The sequence below is a fragment of the Ensifer sp. 1H6 genome, assembly GCF_001976035.1.
Classification (GTDB): Bacteria; Pseudomonadota; Alphaproteobacteria; order Rhizobiales; family Rhizobiaceae; genus Ensifer; species Ensifer canadensis.
The window spans coordinates 1-26,193 of record NZ_MOAI01000019.1 but is presented as its reverse complement, the minus strand read 5'-3'; the positions used below and the strand labels follow the sequence as shown (position 1 = coordinate 26,193).

25 protein-coding genes, 2 pseudogenes and 1 riboswitch are annotated in these 26,193 nt (G+C 59.2%); of the genes and pseudogenes, 23 read left to right on the top strand and 4 right to left on the bottom strand.

The features are described from left to right. Nucleotides 1-124 precede the first annotated feature (124 nt). From BKP54_RS21440 to BKP54_RS21340, 22 genes and pseudogenes are all read left to right on the top strand, one after another. Nucleotides 125-1,216, top strand: coding sequence for a fatty acid desaturase family protein (locus BKP54_RS21440; protein ID WP_084814858.1), 1,092 nt, complete (start codon nt 125-127; stop codon nt 1,214-1,216). Between the two features lie 36 nt (nt 1,217-1,252). After that, nucleotides 1,253-1,570 carry a MocE family 2Fe-2S type ferredoxin gene (locus tag BKP54_RS21435; protein WP_084814857.1) on the top strand — a complete coding sequence of 106 codons (318 nt, stop codon included), beginning with the start codon at nt 1,253-1,255 and terminating at the stop codon, nt 1,568-1,570. A gap of 41 nt (nt 1,571-1,611) precedes the next feature. Further along, nucleotides 1,612-2,837: pseudogene (locus tag BKP54_RS21430) on the top strand (FAD-dependent oxidoreductase). A 52-nt stretch (nt 2,838-2,889) separates the two neighbouring features. After that, nucleotides 2,890-3,687, top strand: coding sequence for a 3-methyl-2-oxobutanoate hydroxymethyltransferase (locus BKP54_RS21425; RefSeq protein ID WP_084814856.1), 798 nt, complete (start codon nt 2,890-2,892; stop codon nt 3,685-3,687). A gap of 85 nt (nt 3,688-3,772) precedes the next feature. Beyond that, on the top strand, nt 3,773-4,594 hold the full coding sequence (locus BKP54_RS21420; RefSeq protein ID WP_084814855.1) for a sterol desaturase family protein: 822 nt from the start codon (nt 3,773-3,775) through the stop codon (nt 4,592-4,594). A gap of 160 nt (nt 4,595-4,754) precedes the next feature. Beyond that, complete coding sequence (locus BKP54_RS21415; RefSeq protein WP_084814854.1) at nt 4,755-5,741, top strand: sulfate ABC transporter substrate-binding protein; 987 nt, start codon at nt 4,755-4,757, stop codon at nt 5,739-5,741. A 93-nt stretch (nt 5,742-5,834) separates the two neighbouring features. Next, complete coding sequence (gene cysT, locus BKP54_RS21410) at nt 5,835-6,656, top strand: sulfate ABC transporter permease subunit CysT (RefSeq protein WP_084814853.1); 822 nt, start codon at nt 5,835-5,837, stop codon at nt 6,654-6,656. After that, nucleotides 6,653-7,546 (top strand): sulfate ABC transporter permease subunit CysW, encoded by an 894-nt coding sequence (cysW, locus tag BKP54_RS21405; protein ID WP_084814852.1) that lies wholly within the window; start codon nt 6,653-6,655, stop codon nt 7,544-7,546. Before cysT ends, cysW begins: the two co-directional genes overlap by 4 nt. After that, nucleotides 7,543-8,562 carry a sulfate/molybdate ABC transporter ATP-binding protein gene (locus BKP54_RS21400; RefSeq protein ID WP_084814851.1) on the top strand — a complete coding sequence of 340 codons (1,020 nt, stop codon included), beginning with the start codon at nt 7,543-7,545 and terminating at the stop codon, nt 8,560-8,562. Before cysW ends, BKP54_RS21400 begins: the two co-directional genes overlap by 4 nt. Before the next feature lie 123 nt (nt 8,563-8,685). After that, nucleotides 8,686-10,620: a glycosyltransferase family 2 protein gene (locus BKP54_RS21395; protein WP_084814850.1), complete on the top strand. Its 1,935-nt coding sequence runs from the start codon at nt 8,686-8,688 to the stop codon at nt 10,618-10,620. Beyond that, entirely contained in the window at nt 10,617-11,714 is a 1,098-nt protein-coding gene (locus tag BKP54_RS21390; RefSeq protein ID WP_084814849.1) for a hypothetical protein, read from the top strand. Before BKP54_RS21395 ends, BKP54_RS21390 begins: the two co-directional genes overlap by 4 nt. A 68-nt stretch (nt 11,715-11,782) precedes the next feature. After that, nucleotides 11,783-12,355, top strand: a complete 573-nt coding sequence (rfbC, locus tag BKP54_RS21385; RefSeq protein ID WP_084814848.1) for a dTDP-4-dehydrorhamnose 3,5-epimerase — start codon at nt 11,783-11,785, stop codon at nt 12,353-12,355. Nucleotides 12,356-12,373: 18 nt separating this feature from the next. Beyond that, a complete protein-coding gene (gene rfbB, locus BKP54_RS21380; protein ID WP_084814847.1) occupies nt 12,374-13,429 on the top strand; it encodes a dTDP-glucose 4,6-dehydratase in 1,056 nt (351 codons plus the stop codon). A gap of 2 nt (nt 13,430-13,431) precedes the next feature. After that, nucleotides 13,432-14,340, top strand: coding sequence for a dTDP-4-dehydrorhamnose reductase (gene rfbD, locus BKP54_RS21375; protein ID WP_084814935.1), 909 nt, complete (start codon nt 13,432-13,434; stop codon nt 14,338-14,340). A 251-nt stretch (nt 14,341-14,591) separates the two neighbouring features. After that, a pseudogene (locus tag BKP54_RS35665) lies at nt 14,592-14,728 on the top strand (transposase); the annotation flags it as partial. 416 nt (nt 14,729-15,144) lie between these two features. Beyond that, a riboswitch (TPP riboswitch) is annotated at nt 15,145-15,247 on the top strand. 141 nt (nt 15,248-15,388) lie between these two features. After that, nucleotides 15,389-16,132, top strand: a complete 744-nt coding sequence (locus tag BKP54_RS21370) for an ABC transporter permease (protein WP_084814846.1) — start codon at nt 15,389-15,391, stop codon at nt 16,130-16,132. 37 nt (nt 16,133-16,169) lie between these two features. Continuing rightward, on the top strand, nt 16,170-17,114 hold the full coding sequence (locus BKP54_RS21365) for an ABC transporter substrate-binding protein (RefSeq protein WP_084814934.1): 945 nt from the start codon (nt 16,170-16,172) through the stop codon (nt 17,112-17,114). Then, complete coding sequence (locus tag BKP54_RS21360) at nt 17,111-17,851, top strand: hydroxyethylthiazole kinase (RefSeq protein ID WP_084814845.1); 741 nt, start codon at nt 17,111-17,113, stop codon at nt 17,849-17,851. Before BKP54_RS21365 ends, BKP54_RS21360 begins: the two co-directional genes overlap by 4 nt. Beyond that, nucleotides 17,838-18,500 carry a thiamine phosphate synthase gene (gene thiE / locus BKP54_RS21355; protein ID WP_084814844.1) on the top strand — a complete coding sequence of 221 codons (663 nt, stop codon included), beginning with the start codon at nt 17,838-17,840 and terminating at the stop codon, nt 18,498-18,500. The genes BKP54_RS21360 and thiE overlap by 14 nt, the downstream gene beginning before the upstream one ends. Further along, the gene (gene thiD / locus BKP54_RS21350; protein WP_084814843.1) at nt 18,497-19,306 is read left to right on the top strand and encodes a bifunctional hydroxymethylpyrimidine kinase/phosphomethylpyrimidine kinase; all 810 of its coding nucleotides are present in this window, start codon (nt 18,497-18,499) and stop codon (nt 19,304-19,306) included. The genes thiE and thiD overlap by 4 nt, the downstream gene beginning before the upstream one ends. Continuing rightward, nucleotides 19,296-20,228 (top strand): hypothetical protein, encoded by a 933-nt coding sequence (locus tag BKP54_RS21345; protein WP_084814842.1) that lies wholly within the window; start codon nt 19,296-19,298, stop codon nt 20,226-20,228. The genes thiD and BKP54_RS21345 overlap by 11 nt, the downstream gene beginning before the upstream one ends. Before the next feature lie 390 nt (nt 20,229-20,618). Continuing rightward, nucleotides 20,619-21,548 carry a nucleotidyltransferase and HEPN domain-containing protein gene (locus BKP54_RS21340; protein WP_084814841.1) on the top strand — a complete coding sequence of 310 codons (930 nt, stop codon included), beginning with the start codon at nt 20,619-20,621 and terminating at the stop codon, nt 21,546-21,548. A 334-nt stretch (nt 21,549-21,882) separates the two neighbouring features. Here BKP54_RS21340 and BKP54_RS21335 read toward each other — a convergent pair whose 3' ends face one another. From BKP54_RS21335 to BKP54_RS21325, 3 genes are all read right to left on the bottom strand, one after another. Further along, the gene (locus tag BKP54_RS21335) at nt 21,883-23,415 is read right to left on the bottom strand and encodes an FAD-dependent oxidoreductase (protein WP_084814840.1); all 1,533 of its coding nucleotides are present in this window, start codon (nt 23,413-23,415) and stop codon (nt 21,883-21,885) included. A 294-nt stretch (nt 23,416-23,709) separates the two neighbouring features. Then, nucleotides 23,710-24,141 carry an Rrf2 family transcriptional regulator gene (locus BKP54_RS21330; protein ID WP_057215310.1) on the bottom strand — a complete coding sequence of 144 codons (432 nt, stop codon included), beginning with the start codon at nt 24,139-24,141 and terminating at the stop codon, nt 23,710-23,712. Nucleotides 24,142-24,189: 48 nt separating this feature from the next. Continuing rightward, a complete protein-coding gene (locus BKP54_RS21325) occupies nt 24,190-24,639 on the bottom strand; it encodes a group III truncated hemoglobin (protein WP_245317875.1) in 450 nt (149 codons plus the stop codon). Nucleotides 24,640-24,809: 170 nt separating this feature from the next. Between BKP54_RS21325 and BKP54_RS21320 the strand changes: the two genes are divergently transcribed. Beyond that, the gene (locus BKP54_RS21320) at nt 24,810-25,082 is read left to right on the top strand and encodes a DUF6522 family protein (RefSeq protein WP_084814838.1); all 273 of its coding nucleotides are present in this window, start codon (nt 24,810-24,812) and stop codon (nt 25,080-25,082) included. A gap of 537 nt (nt 25,083-25,619) precedes the next feature. On the opposite strand, the gene BKP54_RS21315 is transcribed toward BKP54_RS21320, so the two are convergent. Beyond that, a complete protein-coding gene (locus BKP54_RS21315) occupies nt 25,620-25,862 on the bottom strand; it encodes a hypothetical protein (protein ID WP_084814837.1) in 243 nt (80 codons plus the stop codon). Nucleotides 25,863-26,193 lie beyond the last annotated feature (331 nt).

Here is a 26,193-nt window from a genome sequence, read left to right as displayed (position 1 = left end):
TCTGATGGTATTTGATAGAATATATCATAACTGCATTGAGGACTTGCAAAAGTCAACCTATCGTCAGTTCCAAGAGATGAGGAACGGCCGCCGGCGTGTGGTCGATTGCGGGAGGAGAAAACGGATGGCGATGGTTCCGACGAAGCGAGACTACAGTCTGCTTGGACGCGACGCTCACGCGGCAGTCGCCAACGGTTTGTCGGCGGCGGAGTGGTATCACACCGAGATCCCGCGCAAGCAGATGAAGGAACTGATGAAGCGCGTGGATGGCCCGGCGATCCGCGATACGGCCATCTGGTTCGGCAGCCTCATCCTCTTCGGCGGCCTCGGCGTCTATTTCTGGGGGACCTGGTGGGCCGTGCCCTTCTTTCTCGCCTATGGCGTCCTTTATGGCTCGGCTTCCGACAGCCGTTGGCATGAATGCGGTCATGGCACGGCGTTCAAGACGATGTGGATGAATGACGTCGTCTATCAGGTCGCCTGTTTCATGATCATGCGCAATCCGGTGACCTGGCGCTGGAGCCACACCCGTCACCACACCGACACTGTCATCGTTGGGCGGGACCCTGAAATCGCCGTCATGCGGCCGCCGGATCTGCTTCGGCTCGTCTTAAACTTCTTCGGCATCTTGGATGTCTGGCATGCCGTCATCGACATGGTGCGCAATGCCTTCGGCGTCATCAGCGCCGCCGAGAAAACCTTCATTCCGGAAATGGAGCAGCCGAAAGCAATACGGATCGCGCGGATCTGGTTTGCGATCTATCTCGCAACCATCGGCCTGTCGTTCTATCTCGGCTCGATCCTGCCGATGATGCTGGTCGGCCTGCCGCGCCTCTATGGCGCCTGGCACCATGTGCTGACGGGCCTCCTGCAGCACGGCGGGCTTGCCGACAACGTCACGGACCACAGGCTGAACAGCCGCACGGTCTACATGAACCCGATCAGCCGCTTCATCTATTGGAATATGAACTACCACGTCGAACACCATATGTTCCCGATGGTGCCCTACCATGCGCTGCCGCGGCTTCACGCCATGATCAAGCACGATCTGCCGGCGCCGAATCCATCCATGCTCCACGGCTACCGCGAGATGATCCCGGCCTTCCTGCGCCAGCTGAGGAACGAGGACTATTTCCTCAAGCGCGACCTGCCGCCAACGGCAAAACCCTATCGCGAAGAGTTTCACAGCGATGCCCTGGTAGATGCTGCCGAATAGGCACGCCAGCAAACAACAGCATTTGGAGGAACAAGCATGAGTGGAAACTGGATCGAGGTCTGTGCGGCCGACGAGATCGACGAAGTGGATGTGATCCGCTTCGACCATGACGGACGCACCTTTGCCGTCTACCGCAGCCCCGACGACGAGTATTTCGCGACCGATGGGCTCTGCACCCACGAGCATATCCACCTCGCCGACGGACTGGTGATGGACGACATCATCGAGTGTCCGAAACACAATGGCCGCTTCAACTACAAGACCGGCCAGGCCAAGGGCGCCCCCGTCTGCGTCAACCTGAAGACCTACCCGGTCAAGGTCGAGGCCGGCAGCGTTTTCATCGCCGTCGCCTAAGCGGATGCTCAAGGCATCCAACGAAACATTGGGAGAGGCACATGAACAGGATTGTCATTGTCGGCGCCGGCGAGTGTGGTGCGAGGGCAGCTTTTGCGCTGAGGGAAAAGGGCCATGAGGGTGACATCACGCTGATTGGTGCCGAACCGCATCTGCCATACGAGCGGCCGCCACTCTCGAAGGAAGGTCTGGCTGGACAGCTTGAGCCCAAATTCGTCGCCGACGCCGAACGCTATCAGGCTGCCGGGATCCAGGTGCTCACCGATACGCCGGTGGAGGCCATCGATCGCGATGCGAAAACAGTACGGCTCGCCGATGGGCGGCAGCTCACCTACGACAGGTTGTTGCTGACAACTGGTGCGAGACCAAGGTCATTGCCGGGCTTGTCAGAGGCATCACCACTTATCCGGATGCTTCGGACGCATGCGGATGCTGCTGCCATCCGCTCAAAGCTCGCACCGGGCAAGGTGCTTGCCATTATCGGTGGCGGGTTTATCGGCCTGGAACTCGCAGGGACCGCCCGCAAGCTCGGCGCAGATGTCGTTCTCCTCGAGGGCCTGCCACGGGTGCTTTCCCGCGGCGTGCCGGAAGAGATCGCCGCCGTCGTTGCCGCGCGGCATCGACTGGAAGGTGTGGACATTCGCTGCAATTCCAGGATCGCCGGCATCGAAGAACGCGAAGAGCAGGTTGAAATTCGGCTTGCCGACGGAGACATTCTTGTCGCCGACCTGGTCGTAGTCGGCATTGGAGCCTTGCCGAACACCGCCTTGGCCGAGGCTGCCGGCCTTACCATCGACAACGGCATCGCCGTGATGAGACGCTTTGCACCGCAGACCCCGACATTTTTGCGGCCGGTGATTGCTGTTCCTATCCTCTCGGGCACTATGATGGCCGGCGTATACGGCTCGAAGCCTGGCGAAACGCGCAGGACCAGGGAACACTTGCGGCGGCCAACCTGCTCGGTGCCGCCGAGACGATTGTGAGCGTGCCCTGGTTCTGGTCCGATCAATACGACCTGACCCTGCAGATCGCCGGCCTTGCCGATTGTGCTGTGATGACGGTGCAGCGGGACCTTGGCGATGGCGCCTTCATTCTCTTTCATCTTGACGCCAGCGGTCGACTGATCAGTGCGAGCGGTATCGGCACAGGAAACGCGATCGCTCGCGACATCCGCCTTGCCGAGATGCTGATTGCTGCCGGGAAAAGGCCGGATCCGCAGGCGCTCGGTTCCATCGACACCAAGCTGAAGGCGTTGCTCGCCTCCTGAGGCGCGATGTTTTTCCACCTAACATAACAACAACCGAGATCCGGAGATCCTGATGCGAAACCGCCGCCCAACCGTGGCCGACCTTCTTTCAATGAAAGGCAAGAGACAGTTGACGATGCTGCGGGTCGAAGCGCTGGATGAGGCCGAGGCCGCCGAAGCCGCTGGCATCGACCTGGTCTCCGTGCCGCCGGCACTGCTTGGGCCGGAGTTTCGCGAAGTGGCCCCGACCTGTTTTGCCTTTCCGGGCCTTGAATATGGCGATTTGGTCACGGCCGACGAATATATCCGCGCCGCATTCAAGGCGCTCAAAGCGGGAGGCGACGCAGTTTACTGCGCGGCAAGCCTCTCTACCGTTCGCCGCATGCGCGAAGAGGGCATCCCGGTCTGCGGCCACGTCGGCCTCATCCCGTCGAAGGCCACCTGGACCGGCGGGTTTCGCGTCGTCGGCAAGACGGCGGCAAGCGCCATCGAGATCTGGCGCCAGGTAAAAGCGCTGGAAGGGGCAGGTGCCTTTGCCGCCGAAATCGAAGTGGTGCCCGGCGAGGTCGCCGCCGCGATCAACGCGAAGACATCGATGCTCATGTTGTCGATGGGCGCCGGCACGGGCTGCGACGCGCAGTATCTCTTCAGCGATGACGTGCTCGGTGCCAATCGTGGCCACGTTCCCCGTCACGCAAAAATCTATCGCAACTTCGCCGCTGAGTATGAGCGGCTTCAACGCGAGCGCGTCGCTGCCTTCTCGGAGTTTGCCGAAGAGGTGCGGTCCGGCGCCTATCCCGACAAAGCCCATCTCGTCGGGATAGACGAAACGGAACTGAACGCGTTTCTGTCGGATCTTGAGCGGGTTTGAGCCGGGGCTTGCCTTGCCTTGCTCGGTCTGGTTGGTGTATTCAGCGGGTCTGATTATTTCCCACGCAGCAGCACCGGATTTCCACTTGAACGCGTTCGTCCAGGGTACCCTGACTTTCCTCGCCATTCTTGCGGTCATCTACGCCGCGACGGTGCTCGTTTATTTTGCGCTCGGCTACGGCATCACCTGGCTCAATGATCGCAATCCGGAGCGGCGCATCCAGAAGGGGCGTCGGGGGGAGAAGCGAAAGGCGGTCGAGATCCGCCAGAGCATGGCGTCGATCCTCGTGACCTGCACATCGGTGGCGATCGGTCTCTTTGCCCAGTATCAGGGCTGGACATTGTTCACGCCCTGGGCCTTCAGCTGGTGGACGGCGGTACCACTCTTCCTGCTCTGCATGGTGCTGTTCGACGCCTGGTTCTATTTCGCGCACCGGCTGCTGCACACCAAGCTGTTCTACAAATATCACCTGCTGCACCATCGAAGTGTCGCCCCGACCGTGTGGAGCAACGATTCGATCGGTCTCGTTGATACGGCCCTGTCGCAGGGCTATTACGCCGTCATCGTCTTCCTGGTACCGTTCCCGCCGCTGATCCTGCTGGCGCACAGGCTGTTCGACCAGATCAATGGAACCTTCGGCCACGCGGGGTTCGAGTATTTTGCCTCGCCGACGGCGCGCTATCCGTGGCCGCTGTTGTGCACGACCTATCACGACCAGCATCACGCCGAATTCAATTACAACTACGCCAACTATTTCTCCTTCTGGGACCGCGTTCTCGGTACGATCTCGCCGGTCTATGACCGCCGGGTGGAGATGTTCGAAGGCGAGGCGCCGGCCATCAGTCTCAAGCGATCGTCGCAATCGACCCCGACGCAAGAGGCGTCGTCGGCAACCCCCGATAGGTAGTTCGTGGGCCACAGCCGCAACGCCATTTTCTCTGATATCCGAATTCGTTAGGCGATTTTTCTCGTTCGGGACACAAGCGAAGATCATGGTGCCTCGTCGTCTCCGATAGCGGCCGTTAGGTTTCATCCAACCTGCCGCCTCTATTCCACCGGAGATACCCATGAAGAAACTGCTGATCGCCGGCGCTGCCTTTGTTGCGCTCCTGAGCGGACCGGCCCTTGCCGAAGCGCCGACCTCCCTTCTCAATGCCTCCTACGATGTTGCGCGGGAAGTCTTTGCGGCCGAGAACGAAGCCTTCGTCAAGGCGCATCCGGGTATCACCGTCGACCAATCGCATGCCGGCACATCGAAGCAGGCGCGCGCGATCGTCGAAGGTCTGGAAGCCGATGTCGTCACCTTCAACCAGGTCACCGACATCGACTTCCTGGCAAAGAACGGTTTCGTCGCCGAGGGCTGGCAGAAGGAGTTTTCGAACAATGCTTCGCCGTTCTATTCCTTCCCGTCCTTCCTCGTGCGCGCCGGCAATCCGAAGGGCATCAAGGATTGGGGCGATCTCGCGCGTGACGACGTCAAGGTGATCTTCCCGAACCCGAAGACATCGGGCAATGCGCGCTACACCTATCTGGCGGCAACGGCCTATGCCAAGGAAGCCTTCAAGGACGACCCGGCCAAGGTCACCGAGTTCGTCAAGAAGATCTTCGACAACGTTCCGGTCTTTGATACCGGCGGCCGCGCGGCAACGACAACCTTTGTCGAGCGCGAAATCGGCGACGTGATCATCACCTTCGAGGCGGAGACCCGCTCGATCGCCAAGCAGTATGGCACCGACAAGTTCGAAAGCGTCGTGCCTTCCGTCAGCCTGCTTGCGGAATTCCCTGTTGCCGTGGTCGACAAGGTGGCCGAGAAGCGCGGCTCGCGCGAATTGGCAAAGTCCTATCTCGATTTCCTCTACACCGAGGAGGGCCAGAAGATTGCCGCTGAATATGGCCACCGCGTCCACAACGAGAAAGTAGCGGCGGAATTCAAGGATCAGTTCCCGGAGATCCGCCTGGTAACGGTCGAGGACGTGTTCGGCGGCTGGGGCAAGATCAAGAACGAGCATTTCGCTTCGGGCGCTGCACTCGACCAGATCTACGGCAATCGCTGAAAAAGCGATATCAAACCGATCCAATTTACCCGGCGGGTTCTGCTCGCCGGGTTCTGCCATGAATGAAAGTTATGCCGCCGTGGAGGCGATCACTTGAAACGCAATGTCCTGCCCGGCCTGCCCCTGTCGTTGGGCATCACCCTTTTATATGTGGGGCTGATCGTCGTGTTGCCTTTGGCGACACTGGTCTTCAAGGCGGCGAGCCTTGGGCTTGCCGAATACTGGGCGATCGTCTCTTCACCGCGCGCTGTCGCCAGCTACCGCGTCACCGTGCTTTCGGCCCTTGTTGCCACCGCCTTCAACCTCGTCTTCGGCCTGGCGCTTGCCTGGGTTCTCGTTCGCTACCGCTTCCCCGGGCGCAGGATCATCGACGCGATCGTCGATCTGCCTTTTGCCCTGCCGACCGCGGTTGCCGGCATTGCCTTGACGACGCTGTTTGCATCGAACGGCTGGTTTGGCGCCTCGCTGGCGCCACTCGGCATAAAGGTGGCCTACACTCCGCTTGGCATCATGGTGGCCATGTGCTTCACCAGCCTGCCCTTCATCGTCCGCACTGTACAGCCGGTGCTTGAGGATCTCGATCCTGCACTGGAGGAGGCGGCCCAATCGCTCGGCGGATCGGACGGCTCCATTTTCGTGCGCGTCATCCTGCCCTTGCTGATGCCGGCGCTGCTGGCGGGTCTATCACTGTCCTTCGCGCGGTCGCTGGGCGAGTTCGGCGCGATCATCTTCATCGCCGGCAATCAGCCGATGGAAACCGAAATCACCGCATTGCTCGCCTTCATCCGGCTTGAGGAATACGATTATCAGGCCGCCGCCGCCATTGCGTCGGTGCTGTTGATCACCGCCTTCCTGATGTTGGCAGCCACCAATCTCCTGCAGGCCCGTGCCTTGCGCTACACCGCGAGGTCTTGAGCATGATACCGACCAGACGCAAACCGCCGCGCGTCGGCGATGGGCCGATCATACGCCGTGTGTTGATTGGCACGACCCTGTTCTTCGGTGCCATTCTGGTGCTCGCTCCGCTGATCGTGATTGCCGTCGAAGCATTCGGTCAGGGGCTCAAAGCCTATGCGGCTACCATCGCTCATCCCGATACACGCCACGCCATTTTCATGACGGTCGCAACCGCGTTGATCGCCGTTCCTATTAATACCGCCTTCGGTCTCGCGGCCGCCTGGGCAATCACCAAGTTCGATTTTTGGGGACGACGCTTCCTTCTCGTTGTGATCGAGATCCCGTTTTCGATCTCACCGATCGTTGCCGGCGTCGCCTATCTCTTCGTCTATGGTCTGCAAGGGCTTTTCGGCCCTATGCTTGAGGCTGCGGATATCAAGATCTTGTTCACGTTGCCGGGAATTGTGCTTGCCTCGATGTTCGTAACAGCACCTTTCGTGGCGCGTGAACTCATTCCATTGATGCAGGCGCAGGGCAGGGACCTCGAAGAGGCGGCAACCTCGCTTGGCGCGTCAGGCTGGCGCACGTTCTTCTCCGTCACGCTTCCCAATGTGAAATGGGCGCTGCTTTACGGCGTCGTTCTCTGCAACGCCCGTGTCATGGGTGAGTTTGGCGCGGTGTCGGTGGTGTCCGGCAATATTCGCGGCCAGACCAACACGCTGCCGCTCCATATCGAACTGCTTTATCACGACTACCAGGCGGCAGGCGCCTTTGCCGCCGCCTCAATCCTTGCGACGCTCGCCGTCGTCACCATCATTGCCAAGGTCGCGCTTGAGCGTCGCGGCGCAGGCCGCAGGCCGGCGCTTGCCGCCGCCGCCAAAGAACAGAATGCAGGAACCCGACCATGAAGATCCGTCTCGACCAGGTCGTAAAGACCTTCGACACGTTCCGCGCCGTGCGTGGCGTCTCGCTCGACATCGAGAGCGGACAGTTGGTGGCGCTGCTTGGCCCTTCCGGTTCCGGCAAGACGACAATCCTGCGCATGGTGGCCGGGCTCGAATATGCCGACGGCGGCCACATCTATTTCGGCGATCAGGATGCGACCGACATCCCGGTGCGTGACCGCGGCGTCGGCTTCGTCTTTCAGCATTACGCACTCTTCCCGCATATGACCGTTGGCGAGAACATCGCCTTCGGCATGAAGGTCTCCAAGACCAAGCGCAGCAAGCCCGAAATCGCCACACGCGTTTCCGAACTCCTGCGGCTGGTAAAGCTCGAAGGACTTGGTGAGCGTTTCCCCGGCCAGATTTCTGGCGGTCAGCGTCAGCGTGTGGCACTTGCCCGCGCCCTTGCCGTCGATCCGAAGGTGCTGCTTCTCGACGAACCTTTCGGTGCGCTCGATGCCAACGTTCGCCGGGATCTCCGCCGCTGGCTTCGCGAGATCCACGACGAACTCGGCATTACGACCTTGTTCGTGACGCATGACCAGGAAGAGGCGCTCGATCTCGCCGATCGCGTCGTTATCCTGGATCAAGGTAGGATCGTGCAAGAGGGATCGCCTGCCGAAGTCTGCCGCGCGCCGAACTCGGCATTCGTGATGCGGTTTTTGGGGGATGCGAACCGCATCGCAGCGACCGTTCGGGACGGGCGAGCCTATATCGGTGAGACCGTGATCGACGCGCAGTCATCGAGCGATGGCCCGATCGACATGTATTTGCGCCCAGGCGACGTCGACTGGAATCCCGTGGGCGACGGCATACCTGCCACGATCGTCAGGGTTCTCGATCGACCCGGCGGTAGACGGGTTCTTGCCAATGTCGAAGGTGGAACAGCATTGGAGTTCGATGTGGCACCCGAGACCGATGTAGAGCCTGGGCAGGTGGGAAGTCTGACAATCAAACGGGCACGCCTTTACCCGGCCTGAAACAACACTGGGTTCATGGATATTCGGTTTGCGCAGATAACTGGAATTATGAGTTAAATTTCATTCAAAGCTCTGGCATAAGCGGCATACCGACTCCGGTTTCGCTGAATTGCAAGATAGAGAATGATGGCTGACGCTTTACAGGTCGAATTCAAGGTGCCGCTCGAGGCTGAGCCGGGAGATTATGCCGCTCGTCCTGTCGTTCTAACGGTTAAGGACCCAGGGCACCGTTTGGGTCTGCGCCCGCGCTTGGCGTTGCATCGTAAGGGCGGAGTACTAGCTACGGTTTTCCGCTCTTTCCTGGTGAACAGCAAAGGCCACGGACGATTTTATGGATGGCTGCCGGTGCAATTCGAAGGTGCAACGCTTGTCGCCGATGACGCAACAGCGGAAATATCGGCGGACGTTACCCCGGAGATAAGCGTGCGGCGGCTGTCGCTGCTCGAAATCGGGACTATCCTGGTTCTGCAACGACCCTTGTTCATTCTTCGTATTCTTCGTCTTCTCATGGCGCGCAACGTGAAAGGCGCCACGTTTCGCTTTGCCAGGCAAGTCGACGCTTTGTCGGCGCCGAGCTATGACGAATGGATCGACGCCCAGCAGGCAGCGGAGCGCGCGGAGGTGCCTGACTCTCTGGGAGATTGGCCAACAAAACCTTTCGTCTTCGTTTCGATTGGGCGCGGCACTGAGCAGGCCGTCGCCGAAACACGCGCTTCACTGGCCACACAAACCTGGCTCGACTACGCCGAGATGCCTGCCAGTGAAGTTGCAGGTATGAAAGACGGGAACGCAGCCCGACCGCAACTATGGATGCGACTTCCCGCGGGCATGCGCCTGGCGGCGCGCGCTTTAGAGAGGCTTGCGCGGCCCTTCGCTTTCTCGTCTTCGGTGACTGCAGTTTATAGCGACGAGGATCGTGTCAATAAGCGTGGTCGCCGGACCGACCCGTTCTTCAAGCCGGCCTGGAACCCGCCTCTTGCGCAATCCGGTTGGCTCCCATTGGACGGCGCACTTGTCCGCTTGGCTGACCTGCCGGAGGGCTTGGATCTCGAGAATCGGCCGATGGGTGAGGTGATCGCCAAAGCTGCAAAGGGCCGCCGTGGTGCGGTTCTTCATGTGCCGCGGGTGCTTTTGCACAGAGACGCCCCATACCAGCGAATGATGGGGCCTGTCCGGCTCAATGCGGATCCGGTCGACGTGCGCAAGGTAAGTGTCATCATTCCGACGCGGGATCGAGCTGACCTGCTAGAGGCATGCCTAAGGGGCCTTTTTGAAAGCACTGGTGGTGTTGATCTGGATGTTATTGTCATCGACAATGACAGCAGCGATCCCGCAGCTCTGGCCCTTATGGACCGCTATGAGAAGGCTGGGCGTATCCGTCGTCTGCCGCTGCCAGGTGGATTCAATTTTTCACGGGCCTGCAATCTTGGTGTCGAAGCATCGCGCAACGAATTCATCCTTTTGCTCAACAATGACGTCGAACCATTGCAGCCGGGATGGCTTTCGAATCTTGCGCGGGAGTTGGATGATCCCGATGTTGGCGCCGCGGGCAGCCTACTGTTTTTCCCCGATGGCTACGTGCAACACGGCGGTGTTACGCTCGGGGCGGGGACTGTTGCAAGGCACAGCTTTCATTTCCTGCACCCGCAATCAGGTGAGGACAATGGTCTCTTGAGTGAGCGGCGGGAGATCTCTGCAGTCACCGCAGCTTGCCTGCTGACACGCAAGAGCCTATGGGCGCAAATTGGTGGCATGGATGAGAGCAATTTGACCGTTGCGTTCAACGATGTCGACTACTGCGTCAAGGTGCGGCAAGCGGGATGCACGATTGTCTGGACACCCGATAGCGCCATGCTGCACAGGGAATCGGTCTCTCGAGGTGCGGACAATACACCTGAAAAGCTGCGCCGTTTCGCGCGCGAGGAACAGACGGTGTATCGGAGGTGGGGCAAAATTTTGCGGGATGATCCGTATCACAACCCGAACCTCTCCCTGATCGCGGAGGAACTTGTTCTCGAGGCCTGCCCGCGCGATCTATCTCCGAGGTCATCACGATGACCGACATGCGAGAGTGGCTTGCCCTTAGGATCGAGCAAAAGCTGCCGCGGCCGCAACTGAGGCAAGGAGCTACAGGGCGCCCACGGCGGCCGGTGAAGCGCATTATCGTCTTCGGGCGCATGCCGAACCCGACCTTTGACTATTATTTCGCGGCGCGTCTTGAGGCGCCCGGCATGCCGCCTTCGCAGGTCGTCGACATCAGGCATGGCAATCTTGCAGAACTCGATCCGGAAGGCGCCTTCATCATCATCTGTCGGTATGCTTCACCGGACGTGCTGAGTTGGATGGACGCCAAAGCGGGTCGGCTGTCCGGCGTCGGCCTTTTTATCGATGATGACATACCGGCTGTGGTTACGGGGAGAGACGCGAATCTACGGTATCGTCTCCTTTTGTACTTTCGAGCGCTTTGGCCGCTGCGCCGTCTCAATAGCCACCTCGATATTGTTTGGGCTTCGACGCCGCATCTAGCTTCCACATTACAGTTGGAGAACGTCTATGTGTTGCCGCCAGCGCCTCCTGAAACATTGTGGAGGCCGCGACCGGATCAGCCTGACCGCGTTGCAAAACCGATGTCAGATCGGGTCTTGATTGCCTACCACGCAACTGGCGTTCACCTCGAAGAACATCACTTTCTGCGTCCAATTATAGAAGATGTCCTCGCCCAACGCCCACAGGCACTATTTGAGGTCTTCGCCGACGGACGAGCGGCGTCTATCTGGCAGGGCCTGGAACGTGTGTCGATCCGATGGCCCATGCCCTGGAACGACTATCTCGCAGACGCAGATAATCGCGTCATTGATGTGATGCTCGTTCCGCTTCATCCGTCGCGTGTGAATGATAGCCGGGCGCCAACGAAGCGGATTGATGTCGCGCGATATGAAGCAGCGGGTGTGTTTGCAGAGGGGACAGCCTATGGCTACCCCTGCGAGGGCGCTGAACTGCTGCTACCTTACAGCGCCCGGATTTGGCGCGAAACGATCGTCCGACTTGTCGACGATCGGGACACGCGTAGTACAATTGCTGCGGCGACGCGCAGGGCCGCCTTGCAAATGACGCTCGTAGCAGATACGGGATTGGAGGCCCTAAGGGCCTGACAAAACGCTTAGTCAACCTATTTTGGTTTGACCACAATTTTGAACGATTGCAATACGGGTCCGTTCTAATGACTTTCAAGGTCTTATTGCTTCGTCCCAAACGATTTGGTGACGATCGGGGTTGGTTCTCGGAAGTTTACAACGAGAAGGTTTTTTCTGGGTACGGAATAACCGACCGCTTCGTTCAGGACAATCACTCACTCTCGGTTCCAATTGGGACGCTAAGAGGATTGCATTTTCAGACCCCGCCTTTTGCGCAGTCGAAGCTGGTTCGCTGCATCCGCGGACGAATATTTGATGTGGCTGTCGATATCCGTCGCGGTTCGCCCACATTCGGGCGATGGACTGGCGCCGAACTTTCCGCCGAGAATGGCCACCAACTTTACGTACCTGTGGGTTTCGCTCATGGTTTCGTGACGCTCGAACCGTCAACCGAAGTTACGTACAAAGTGTCGACTCCGTATTCGCCGGAGAATGACCGCGGTATTCTCTGGAGCGATCCGGACATCGGTATCGAGTGGCCCTTACCCGAGGGGATCGATCCAATTTTGAGTCCCAAGGACGGAAGACAACCGGTGTTACGTGAATTCGACAGCCCATTTAATTACGACGACACGCCCCTCGAACTGGTCGAAGTGTAAATTTCTGAAGGAGTGAATATGCGCATTCTTGTCACCGGCGGCGCCGGGTTCATTGGATCGGCTCTTGTTCGACATCTCATCGAGAACACCCAACATGAGGTATTGAACTACGACAAGCTGACTTATGCTGGCACGCTGACGTCCCTGTCTTCCGTAGCTTCCTCGTCGAGGTATCGTTTCAGGCAGGGGGATGTTTGCGACGAGCAGTCGGTGGGCGCTGCCCTTAATGACTTTCAGCCTGACGTGATTACACACTTGGCGGCAGAATCTCATGTCGACCGGTCGATTGATGGACCGGGCGCGTTCATCCAGACAAATATTGTCGGTACCTACACGATGCTAGCGGCCGCATTGGCCTACTGGAGCAAGCTCACGGAGGAACGCCAAGCCCAATTCCGCTTCCACCATATTTCGACTGATGAGGTTTTCGGTTCGCTCGGCGAGACAGGCTATTTTAATGAGACGACGCCTTATGATCCTCGCTCGCCCTATTCGGCTTCCAAGGCAGGATCTGATCATCTCGTCTCCGCCTGGGGGCACACATTTGGCTTGCCGGTGTTGATCACCAACTGCTCGAACAATTACGGACCCTATCACTTTCCGGAGAAACTCATTCCGCTGATGATCGTGAAGGCGCTCGCTGGTGAGTCACTTCCGGTATACGGAAATGGCGTAAACATCCGCGACTGGCTGTATGTCGAGGATCATGTTCGGGCCCTGCAATGTGTGTTTGAGAAAGGTGTTCCCGGTCAGACCTACGCTGTAGGTGGTAATTCGGAACGTCGGAATATTGATGTCGTGAATACTGTTTGTGAGATTTTGGATCGCTTGCAACCGCGTCAGGGTGGCCAATCCTATAAAGGGCTGATCACTTATGTTGCCGATCGACCAGGTCACGATCAGCGCTATGCGATCGATGCGACCAAGATTACAACCGACCTTGGCTGGAGGCCAGCTGAAAGCTTCGAAACCGGTATCGAAAAGACAGTCTCTTGGTATCTTAGCCACCGGGACTGGTGGGACGAAATCCTTGGCCGGACAAAAGCGGCCAAGCGGCGTGGTTTGGGTGTTTGAACGTGAGACGGATTTTGATCACGGGCGGAACAGGGCAGATCGGGACCGAATTACTCCGTTGCCGCTGGCCGTGCGACATCGAATTGATCGCACCCACCCGGCAAGAGCTCGATCTTAGCGACGGCGACAGTATTGAACGTTACATCGATAAAGGGGCCTTCTGTGCGGTTATCAACTCGGGCGCTTATACGGCCGTTGATCGAGCCGAAGGCGATGTATTGACGGCTTGGAAAGTCAATGCTTTAGCCCCGGCCGCGATGGCATGGGCGACGAAGAAATGTGACATCCCGATCGTACAAATCTCGACGGATTATGTGTTCGATGGGGTCAAAAATACCCCATACATCGAAGACGACCCAGTAGCGCCACTGGGTGTCTATGGGGCTTCCAAGGAAGCAGGCGAGCAAGCCGTTCGAACGGCAAATCCTCGGCATGTCATCTTGCGGACAGCTTGGGTTTTTAGTGCTCATGGCACAAATTTTGTTAGAACAATGCTGCGGTTGGGGGCGGAAAGAGACGTAGTGAGCGTCGTCGATGATCAAGTGGGTTGTCCGACCGCGGCATCAGATATTGCGGCTGTATTGGCTACTATCACTTGTCGATTGATCGAGGATACGAGTGCGCCTGTTGGAACCTATTGTTTCGTTAACGCCGGCGACGCGACTTGGTACGATTTTGCGCGTGAGATATTCCAGCAGCGCAAACGCGCCGGATACTCAATTCCGACTTTGGAGGCAATTGGAACAAGTGAATACCCTACGCCGGCACGGCGCCCTGCGAACTCTCGACTTTCATCTGACAAGTTGAAGCGTGACTTCTCGGTGGAGCCGCGCCATTGGCCCGTAGCATTAAAACAGGTGCTAGAGTCTCTTTCCAGTGGAACCCTCCGAAACAACGATCAATGCAGCTAGGACTCCATCTACGATCGATCCAGTCCACGCACTAGGGTTGCAGCCTCTACCGCGTCTAAGCAGCTTTGTGAAGTTCATCGATTTAGATCTGTCGTGAGATCTTTCGACACTTCGGGGGTAGGAATACTCAGATCGACTGTTGGAGCCGCGATGATCCCGGTTCCAAGCGGTGTGAAGGCCTGGGCTGGCGACCGCGATACCGACATGAAAAGCATGGCGGGGATCACCGAGACGCTGGAAGTGATTGCTACGGCCGCAATTGCCTCACCAACAATGCCGCCGAACGGCCGCTGTGCGGCTTTACCTCGGCAGGAAGTCATGGCTCTTCGCTGGCTCCGACCGTGGTGCCGATCGCGCAGCCTTCTTGGCGACGCTGATCATGACGGCCTTATACCGCGCGCGGCATAAGGCCGTCATGATCAGCGTCGAACTAAGCCGAGCACCTCTTCCAACCTTCCAACCTACCCGTTGAGACGCGCTTCTCTCGCCGTTTCGGTTGGAGACGTGTCATTGATACTCGGCATAGTTCTCGTGCTCGGATGGCAAGCCCGTGGTCTGAAGCAGAAGATGCGAGATTTACCGAAGAAGTCGCCCGCCTTGCCTACGATTTAAGGCAGGAAATCGCCCCCGATTTATGAAATCATCAACAAACATTGGCCCATCTATTGAATCCTGTTGAAGGAACGCAGCAGTACACATCAGCACGACTAGAGTAAAGCTGCTTGGATCGGGTACAACTACCTGTAGTTCTCGCCGGATGGATATAGTCCAGTTGACACCAATTGGGTTTCTCCCATAAACTCAAAGCATTCCGAGGGGAGCACTTCACAGTGCTGAGATGGCGGTGAGCCGGACCCTTGAACCTGATCCGGGTCATGCCGGCGTAGGAACGGGAAAAGAGCCAGTTTCGGCAAACTAATCGCGTCTTCGCTCTCACCTGGATCTCCGTGATGTTTTGTCTGGAGATCGATCGATGCTGTCTTTTGCCAAGTTGCCGCCGGATGGCGGGTTTGCGGTTTGCCCGGGTCGCTGCGTCGGCTGACCGGCGATGCGCGTGTCTTTCACATTTGTTCGTAGCCTTGTTGTGCTTGCTGTCCTCTGGCAAGGGGCGGTCGTCGTCTTTGCGCTGCCGCGCTATCTGTTACCAACACCGATCGAGGTACTGGCCGTCTTTGCGCGACAGCCAGAATTTCTGCTTGAGCAGAGCTTGGTGACGATCGTCGAAATGCTGGCCGGGCTCGCGGTAGGCACGGCGTTCGGCGTTGCGACGGCAATCGGGCTGGCGGCTTTTCCGCGGTTCGGAAAGCTCGTCTGGCCTTTTGTGCTCGTCCTTCAGGCCTTTCCCGTTTTCGTCATCGCACCTTTGCTGGTGCTGTGGTTCGGCTTCGGTATGGTTTCGAAGATCGTGATGGCGGCGATCATTATCTTCTTTCCCGTCGTTTCCGCATTCTCGGACGGTCTACGCCGTACCGACGCGCAGATCCTCGATGCCGTGGCGCTCACCAAGGCGAGCCACTGGCAGGCGCTGATGCTCGTGCGACTGCCGCTGGCATTGCCGGGGCTCGTCACGGGCCTGCGCGTGGCGGCTCCCTTGGCGCCGCTGGGCGCTGTCGTCGGCGAATGGGTCGGCGCCTCGGCCGGCCTCGGCTTCGTTATCGTCCAGGCAAATGCCCGCATGCAGACCGATGTCGTCTTCGCTGCGATGGCCATTCTTGCTGTGCTTGCCGTTGCCCTCAGGCTGCTCGTCGATGAGGCAACCCGTCCACTCGCGCACTGGGAGCGGGAAACCTGAATTTCTGAGATCAATTGGGAGAGTTCATAACATCATGATCCGCAAATCTCTGCTTTCCGCCAGCCTCGCGCTCGGCGTCGCCCTTTCAGCCGGTTCGGCAACTGCCGCTGAAAAACTGACGGTGATGCTGGAGTGGTTCGTCAATCCCGACCATGCGCCGATCGTTGTCGCCAAAGAACTCGGTCTGTTCGAAAAGGCTGGGCTCGAGGTCCAACTCGTACCACCCGCCGACCCATCAAGCGTTCCGCGTCTCGTCGCTGCGGGGCAGGCGGATATCGGCGTGCACTACCAGCCGAACCTTTACCTCGATCAAGCCGCGGGCCTGCCGCTTGTTCGCATTGGCACTCTGGTCGAGACGCCGCTCAACACCGTCACCGTCCTTGACGACGGTCCGATCCGGAGCCTTGCCGATCTGAAGGGCAAGAAGATCGGCTTTTCCGTCTCCGGTTTCGAGGATGCGATGCTCGGCCGAATGCTCGCCTCGGCCGGTCTCAAGAAAGAAGACGTCGAGCTCGTCAACGTCAACTTCGCCCTGTCTCCGTCGCTAATCGCCGGTAAAGTCGATGCAACGATCGGCGGCTTCCGGAATTTTGAACTGACGCAGATGCGTATCGAGGGGCATGAGGGCCGGTCCTTCTTCCCAGAAGAGCATGGCGTGCCTGTTTATGACGAGCTCGTGTTCGTCACCGACAAGGCAAAGGTTGCCGACAAGCGCTTGCCGCCCTTCCTCGCCGCGGTGGAGCAGGGGGCGATCTTTCTCACCAATCATCCGGATGAAGCCTGGAAGCTGTTTGTCAAGGCCTACCCGAACCTGGATGACGAACTCAACCGCAGCGCTTTCACGGACACGCTGCCGCGCTTCGCCAAAAGGCCGGCGGCGCTCGATCGCGGTCGATACGAGCGGTTTGGGGCGTTTCTCGCCGAAAGCGGGTTGATCGGCAAGGCACCTGCTGTCGACGATATCGCGGTGGAAATCCGATGACAGGTACATCGGACTTCGTCGAAAATGCTGCTGCATCGCTGACGCTTGTGCGGCAGCGCCGCCCCCGCGTGCATTGCCTGATGAACACGGTGGTGCAGAAGTTCGTAGCCGATGGGTTAGCGGCTCTGGGTGCGATCCCCTCGATGACATCCTCGCCGGAAGAGGTCGAGGCTTTTACCCGGCGAGCCGATGCGCTCGTCGTCAATCTTGGCACGCTTGATGACGAGCGGCGCGCGGCGATCCGTCTGGCAACCGCTGTCGCGCGCGATGCCGACAAGCCGTGGATCATCGATCCCGTACATTGCGACTATTCCCCGTCGCGGCTCGCCTTCGCCCGTGAACTCATCGCGTCCGAACCTTCCGTTGTTCGCGGCAACGCCAGCGAGATGGACCTTTTCGGGGAGGTCAATGGCGCGCTGAAGATCAAGACCGGGGCAGTCGATGAACTCACACTGGATCTACATACGATCCGGGTTGAGAACGGCCACCCCCTCATGGCGCAGGTCACGGGTACCGGGTGCCTCTCCGGCGCCTTGATCGCAGCTTTCATGGCCGTCGAGCCGGATCGCCTGAAGGCCGCCACGGGTGCACTGCTGACGAGCGGCATCGCCGCCGAAATCGCTGCGGAACGATCGAGCGGCCCCGGCACATTCGAGGCTGCCTTCCGCGATGCGCTCGCAGCGCTCCGCTCCCAGCATATCATTGCCAACGCCAGGATTTCCCATGCCGAAGGTTGATTATCGCCTGAATGCCCTTGTCGACGCGCGTCTTGGGGACAAAGCGAGTTTGGCAGATCTCGCGCGTGTCACCGCGCTCAATGGCGCGACGCTGATCCAGTATCGCGACAAGACGAGCTCGACACGGGAAATGATCGAACAGGCCCGGGCGATCGGCGCTGCTCTTTCAGACACCGGAGTGCCCTTCGTCGTCAATGACCGCACCGATGTGGCGCTCGGATCGGGCGCTGATGGCGTCCATCTCGGTCGGGACGACATGGACGCAGCCACGGCGCGCTCGATCATGGGCGATACCGCGATCATCGGCCTGACGGTCAAGAACGAAGCGGACGCTGAGACGGCGATTGCCTCGCCGATCGACTATGCTTGCATCGGCGGGGTCTATGAGACGCTGTCGAAGCACAACCCCGATCCGCCTGTTGGCCCCGAAGGGTTCGCCAGACTTCGTGCCACGCTTCTGGCGGCCAAGCCGAACCTGCCTGTCGGAGCCATTGCCGGTATAAATGCGCAGCGCGCCGCGGACGTCGTTGCCGCGGGCGCGGATGGTGTTGCGGTTATCTCCACAATCTTCGTCGCTGTGGATCCAGCGGCGGCCACGCGCGAATTGCGCGCTTGTATCGAGAAGGCTCTGGCGGAGGCTTCGCGATGACCGCCATTGCTGTCACCATAGCGGGCTCAGATTCCGGCGGCGGGGCTGGCATCCAGGCAGACCTCAAGACCTTTTCGGCTCTCGGCGCCTATGGCGCGAGCGTTATCACCGCGATCACGGCGCAGAACACCAGGGGTGTCACGGCGGTCGAGGATATCTCGCCGGCAATTGTCGAAGCACAGATCGATGCGGTGTTTTCGGATCTCGCCGTTGGCGCGGTAAAGATCGGCATGGTGTCCCGCGGCGAGACGATCGCGATCATAGCCGACGGACTCCGCCGATACGGCAAGATGGCCGTGCTCGATCCTGTAATGGTCGCCACATCTGGCGACGCGCTGCTACGCCCAGATGCAATTGCTGCGTTGAGCGACCAACTGCTGCCTCTAGCGCTGATCGCCACGCCCAACCTGCCGGAGGCGGCATTGCTGACCGGGCGCGCGATCGCGACGGACGAGGCCGAGATGGGCCGCCAGGCCGAGTCTATTCTGAAGGCCGGCGCGCGTTCGGTGCTAATCAAGGGCGGACACGGGCACGGCCCCGAGGCGACGGATATCTTTTTCGACGGAGGAGACCCCGTCCGATTGACGGCGTCGCGCATCGAAACGACGAATGATCACGGCACGGGATGCACGCTGTCGGCGGCGATCGCTGCCGGGCTTGCAGGCGGAATGTCACTCGCAGACGCCGTCATTGCCGCCAAGGATTATCTACAAGGTGCCATCGTTGCCGCCGGCGATCTCAAAGTCGGGCAGGGGCGGGGACCAGTCCACCACTTTCATCGCTGGTGGCAGCCCGATGTTCGCTAGCGCGGCGCAGGCGTTTTCGCTGCAACTGGAGCGAACGCTAGAGCTTGCCGGAGCGTTTCTGCTTGCGCTCCTGCTCGTCACCATCACCTGCTCGGTTGTCCTCCGACACGTGGCGGCAAGCAGTTTTACCGGGGCAGAGGAAGCGGCGAGCTGGTTGCTGGTGGCACTTGTCTCGATCGGGTTGCCGATTGCCTCGACCGCTAGGGGATTACGGATCGATCTGTTTGACGGAGGACTGGCGTCTGGTCATGGCCACGATAATGCGCAAGTTTTACGCCGCTCGTCGCAGTTCGTTGGGGGTGGCAACGCCGAATCGTGGCTCTGGCCAAGGCGCATCGCACTTCGGGATCTGCGCGCATTGTTCTCCGGCACCATCATTCTGCTTGCTTGCATCATCCTGATGTCCGGCAGCGGTAGAGCGGCGCTCAATCTTGGCGGCGTTTCGCCGTCGCTCGGCCTTTCCGAAGGGCTGCGTCCGGCGGTGCTGAGCGCCGGGGGCGTGCTGGCGATTGTTGCGGTTCTGCTCCACCACCTCGCAGAGCGCCGCTTTCTGGCATTCGTTTCGATGCTGGTGGTTGCCGCCGGAGCGCATTGGGCGGTCGGCGCCGCGCCGATCTTGAGCCTGGCATCGCCCAGCGTCATCCTTTGCTGTCTTGCACTTGCGGCAATTTTCGCGGGAACGCCGCTCCCTCATGCCTTTATCGCCGCGGCCTATATCGCTGTCGCTTTTGGCGCGCCGATGCCGGAGGAGGCGATGGCGGCGGCCACTTTGTCCGGCATGTCGCATTATCTGCTGACCTCTATTCCATTCTTTCTGCTCGCAGGCGCGCTTTTGACCGCGTCCGGGATTGCGAGCTGCGCTGCCACCTTAAAGGTCCAAGTTGCAACCAGCTGCCCCCCAGCGCGGGCGCTACCTCATTGAGGGGCTTTGCCCGCGCCGGAGCTCGGCGGACATCAGGGGCAGCCGGAGACGGGATGGGCCGCGGTGGGTATTCCTGGCGATCCTATGTGGCTGGACATCAGAATCCAACGCCCGACTTCTAGACAGGGATGGCCAAGACGAATTACGGAAGTGCGGTACTCAACCCGCGGATAAGAGCTGGATCAACCGTCGTCTGAAGGCCCATTCCGCCCCCGCGGTGCCCCATCAACGGTAACAAATGGGTGTCAAAGACATGCGGCGCATAAGTTCGCATATCACCCTTGACCACGGTCATAAGAGGGTTCTCATTGCCCTAGCATCGGTCTACATTGCCGCGAATCATATGCCACAAGTTGACGAATGCAGGGCCCACAACATGGTCACGCGCCGATGAAGTCGAGTATTGCTCATCTCCCTGAGCGTAAGCAGCGTGAGCTCGCGCGCGTTGTCGAAGTGTTGCACGAGGAGTTCGAAGATGCGCTCAAGGACGGTACTGCCGACTTCAAAAAACGTGGTCGCATACTGAAGGTAATTCTGTTCGGCTCCTACGCACGCGGAAACTGGGTGGATGAGCCGCATACCACGAAAGGCTATCGTTCGGACTACGATATCCTTGTCGTTGTGAACAATAGCAAGCTGACTGACTTCGCGCGCTATTGGTCGAAGGCACAGGACCGCTTGCTGCGTCACTCCGGAATTGAAACACCCACTAGTTTGATTGTTCACTCGCGCCGTGAAGTGAATACCGCGCTTTATGACGGTCGCTATTTCTTTGTCGATATTCGGCGCGATGGCATTGTGCTCTACGAACTCGATGATGAGCCGTTAGCAGTCGCCAGGCCTCTTTCAAAAGTGGACGCATTGCGGATCGCGACGGAGTACTTCGAAGACCGTATGCCGCATGCTCGAAAGTTCGCTAAGGGCGGCGGCTTTTACGTGTCGGAAGGGGATCTCAAGGAAGCTGCCTTCCTCCTGCACCAGTCGATCGAACAATCCTACGCCACGCTTCTTCTGGTACTGACCAACCACAGCCCAGCCTCCCATAACCTGAACTTCCTGCGCGGTCGCGCGGAAGAGCAGCATCGCGAGCTGGCGGAGATCTGGCCGCGCGATCAGCAGCGCTTCACTGCGTGGTTTAACATTGTCAACGAAGCCTATGTAAAAGCGCGTTATTCAAGGCACTTTGAAATCACCGAGGAAGCCCTGTTGTGGCTACTGAGCCGGACCGAGGCACTCATCGCTCTCGTCGAAAAAGCCTGCCGCACCCACCTTGAATCGCTCAAATCAGAAGCTGGAAGCCCCAAAGAACCAAGCGAATAAAGCCCGATACCAGGTGTCTGGCGGTATCTTGATCATTTATCAGTTTATGTGATGGGGCGCCAACGGATCCGGGTTGCACCATTGTGTGCTCGCGGCTTGCGGCGTCTCCTGGGCAAAGGGGTAGCGATGAAGGCAGAGACGATACGGCGGCCGCGTTGACGGCTGCGCCAACACACTGCGCATGAAATGCACCCGGTGCCTTTGCGCCATGTCGCGCACAGGTGAGGGCCGCTTTGAGGCCGTCCTGCGCATCGGAAAAGACGAGCTTGACGGCGCGCTGAACTGGCCTCGTCCAGGAATAGAGGGCCGGATCTTAGATCATAATTCGTCCCTACTACGCCTCGCCCCGCTCCATCGCCAGTTCTGCCTCGAGGCTCTCGATGTCGCGGAAGATCGTGGCCACCGCCAGCACACGTCCGCCGCGCCTGAAGCGCAGGAGGCAGTCCCTGGCGGGAATGTCGCCCTCGACCTCAATCTCGTCCCATCCTTCGGCATGGCCGACATAGTTGATCGGAACGTCATAATGTTGGCTCCAAAAGAACGGCACATCCGTGAACTTCTTCTGGCGTCCGAGCATGTTGAGTGCAGCCGCAGCACCTTGCCGCTGCGCCACCACCCAGTGCTCCACCCTGATGCTCTCGCCACTATGGTGATCGGGCCACCGGGCAATATCGCCGGCCGCATATATGCCCGGCACGCTGGTCTCAAGATATGCATCGACCAGAACGCCCCGATCGGTGGCAAGCCTGGCGGCTTCGGCGAGACCGACCCGCGGCCGCACGCCGATGCCGGCAACGACCATGTCTGCGACTACGATGCCGCCGCTGCTCAGCTGGATCTCCTTTGCACCGATGCTCGTCACGGTATCCCCAAGGTGGAAGATGACGCCATTTTCCTCATGCAGGGCGCGGATGAAATCGCCGATCTGCGGCCCCAATATCCGTTCCATCGGCCGTTCGTCGGGCGCCACCACATGGACTTGGACGTCGCGGGTCCGAAGGGCGGCGGCAACTTCGAGGCCGATGAAGCTGGCGCCCAAAACAACGGCGCTGCGTGCAATGCCGGCTTGCGCGATGATCTTCTGGCTGTCGGCAAGCGAGCGCAGCGTGTGGACATGAGGCTGGTCGGCACCGGGGATGGTCAGGCCAACCGGTTCGGCACCTGTCGCCAGCAACAGTCTGTCGAAGGCGACCCGAGCCCCATCGGCGAGCAAGATTTCGTTGGCGCGGACATCGATGCGGGCAACCTTGGTTCCGAGGCGCAAGTCGATGCCGTTCTTGGCATAGAAGCCCTCCTTGCGCAGCGGGATCCAGTCCTCCGGAGCCTTACCGGAGAGATAGTCCTTCGAAAGGTTAGGGCGGTCGACGGGCAGCGCCTCGTCATCGCTGATCATGACGATGGCGCCCTGAAACTGTTCGCGCCGCAGCCTCTCGGCGGCGGCAAAGCCGGCGGCGCCACCACCGATGATGACGATCTTTTCGGGAGCCGCCCCGGCATCGCCTTCGCGTGGGGCAGGCGTGTGCTTCTTGCGCTTCTCGCCAACGATTATTTTGTCGCCGCGCTGTTCAACCGACCAGCATGCGAGCGGCGATAACGCCGGAGCACGCAGGGCCTCTCCGGTGCGCAGGTGAAAGCAAGCGTGATGCCAGGGGCAGCGGACGGTGTCGTTGGCAACGAGGCCATCGACTAGCGGCCCACCGTAATGCGAGCAGTTGGCGGTTATCGCGAATATCTCGGATCCGCGGCGCAACAGAAGCACCGGCTCGCCATCGCGATGACCGACCAGCTTGCCGCCATCGGGAAGATCGGTGAGCGCAATGCCGAGGGCGAGGTCGGGTCCGGTCGGGCCTGAATGGTTGGCGGCCATCTTCTCCTCCGTCGAAGGGCAGCTGCCGGTATCGTCACTGCGACGCTGGGCTTACCTACCCAACAGGCAACTCCTCTGGGATTGTCCGCCATTCCGGCTCCCAGGCAAGTGAATTTGACCTGCAGTTGCGTGCAATTTTTGCGATATGTCTAATGGGAGCCAAGCGCGGTCGTTCCCGCGCCGGGGCAGTCGCTAGAGCGTTTCCGATTTAGACGGAACCGAACAAACGTTCTATCTCTTTGTTTTTACGCATTTCCTGACGGAAAACCGCTTCGCACTTTTCCTGGAAATGCTCTAGGTGCGGGGCGTATCAACCAGGAAATCCTGGCGCGTCAGTGCGATGTCGGCAAGCGTGTAACGGTCGAGGGTGTTCTGGAACGACGACAGCGCGTCGCGCAGCATGCCTGAAAGCTTGCAGCAACGCGTGATCGTGCACTGGTTGCCGGTGGCAAAGCATTCGACCAGGGCGAAATCCGGCTCGGTCAGCCGGATCACGTCACCTATGCGGATGTCTTCCGGACGACGTCCGAGCGTCAGTCCGCCCGATCTGCCGCGAACCGCCGTCAGGTACCCGGCGCGGGTCAGCGTGTTGGCCACCTTGTTGAGATGCGCCTTCGAAACGCCGAAGGCGCGCGCCGTTTCCTCGATCGTGAACAGCCGGTCCCCAGCGGACGCCGCGAACATCAGCATGCGCAGCGTGTAGTCGGAAAAGTTCGTCAGCCTCATTTCGCTCCAACCTTTGCGCATGCCGATCCTGCCGGTTGCCCCGGAAGGTCATAGGCTGTCGGCCGTGATCGGCTCGACGGACAACGTGTTTTCATCGCGATTGTAGGCCAGTGCAAGGCGGAAGGAATGCGCAATGCGCAATGCCCGTTCCATGAATAGCGCCGCAATCTCCGGCGGGCAGAGTTTTTGGACTGTAGCGCGAAACAAACCCAGCCATTGGCGGAAATGCTGTTCGCCAAGACCAGGAAGCGCCAGATGCGGCGGCAGCGGGCGGCCGTCATAGCGGCCGCTGCGAAGCATCAAAGACGACCAGAAGTCGCACATTTTCGTCAGATGCTGTGGCCAGTCATGCCGCGCGATGGCGCTGTTGAACACCGGCCCGAGCAGGGCATCCTTGCGGATCTCGTCGTAGAAGCCGTGAACTACGTCGTGGATCATCTGCTCGTCTAACTGCTCGGGTAGCACCCGGCCGTCGATAACGATAGTTGATTTGTCCATTGCGCCTTTGCTCATGCCTGGATTCAGCCCTCAGTCAGGCCGATGCGGCCCTTTGTCGTCCAACGACGATGGGTGTGTGATGAGAATACGCTTCACTATGCGGATCAAAACATATATCGTCAATATATCTTTAAGCTGCATAGCGGCGTACATTCGATGAGGGAGGCCAGATGAGGCTCGAGCTTGACCAGACCGGAGATTATGTTCTGGACCCGGCATTCCTGGCGGTGCGGCTTTCGATTGAGGCGAGCGAACTTCGGCGCCGAATGCGTCTTGGCCTTGTGACCAGCATAGTGGAGCGCGGCGTCGACAGCGACGCAGGCCGCAAGCGCCTGACTGTGCGCAACGGCAACTCGGTCTGGCGGGGCATTGTCGACGCCGACAACTGCATTGTCAGCGAGGAGTCCCTTGACCTCAGGCGACCTTCGACCTTGGGAGGCTAGCTGCGTTCGTCGACCATCCTCGTCGTCCCGCAGAAAGCGCTCGGCAGGGCCCGACCAAAGTCAGTTAGCCAAGACACGAAACCAACAAATAGGCGGAATAGCAACATGAACGATCGTCAGTCGGAAAGTACACTCGTGCCAATGCTGGTCGTTGGCTTATTGCTCGTTATCGTGGGCTACATGGTCGTTATGATGTTCGTGTAAGTGAAACTGCTGCGCTGTTGGCGAGGCTTCTAATCGATTGATTTCGCTCATCCGGGATTGGCGGTCTTGTCCCGCAGTTCCACTGGAGCTTTCCACCCCGAATTGACTCCGTTCATGTTCGGAAGCTCATGGGGGATAGAAGGTGTTCGTGAAGGTATTGACCAGAAGCCAGAAAGAAAGTTCGTTCGTGATGTAATCGGTGAGATTTCCTCGACTTACGCGCCAATCCGCTTTGCTGATCGACGATCGCCAGCAACAAGTAACGGTGCAGGTCAGCCACTTCATCGGGCATTCGTCGATCGCTCAGATCGAGCTAGCGAACACGATCGGCCATCAACTGGGCTGGAGGGCGTAAGACGATATCGTGTCTGCAAGGGCCCTCAGTTTGGTACTGATTTCGCGAGCCTGATGCTCAGTCAGTGCAAATTGGAGTGCTGATACGTCGGTGTTATCGGGATTGACGCTGAACTCGAGCCTGAAAACGTCGGCTTCGTTGTTGATCAGCGTTGCGGCCTTCCAGCCGACGACCGGTGATACTCTGACGCTGCCGCGCCCGTCCTTGTTCCAACCATTCATCGTGTTGCAATCCTCCGGCTGAGGAAGTCAGATTAAATCAAAACAATGACAGGTTGTCGACTGTCGCCACGATTTCATGGCAAGGCAGGCTGATGCTCTGGCCGCCTGGCCGCACCGATCGTTGCCACTTGGACCTTTTGTCGCTCACTGCGTGCGGATTCCGGGAATTAACCGGACGGGATTCCGATCAATATCCGGACAGCGTGGAATGCACCCCTCAACTGAGACATATTAAGTAGCGGACAGTTTCTCGAATACAGGAACTGGAAATGGTTGGAAGAAAGCCGAGATTTAGCGAAGAAGAGAAGCTCTCCATGCTCGTGCGGATGCA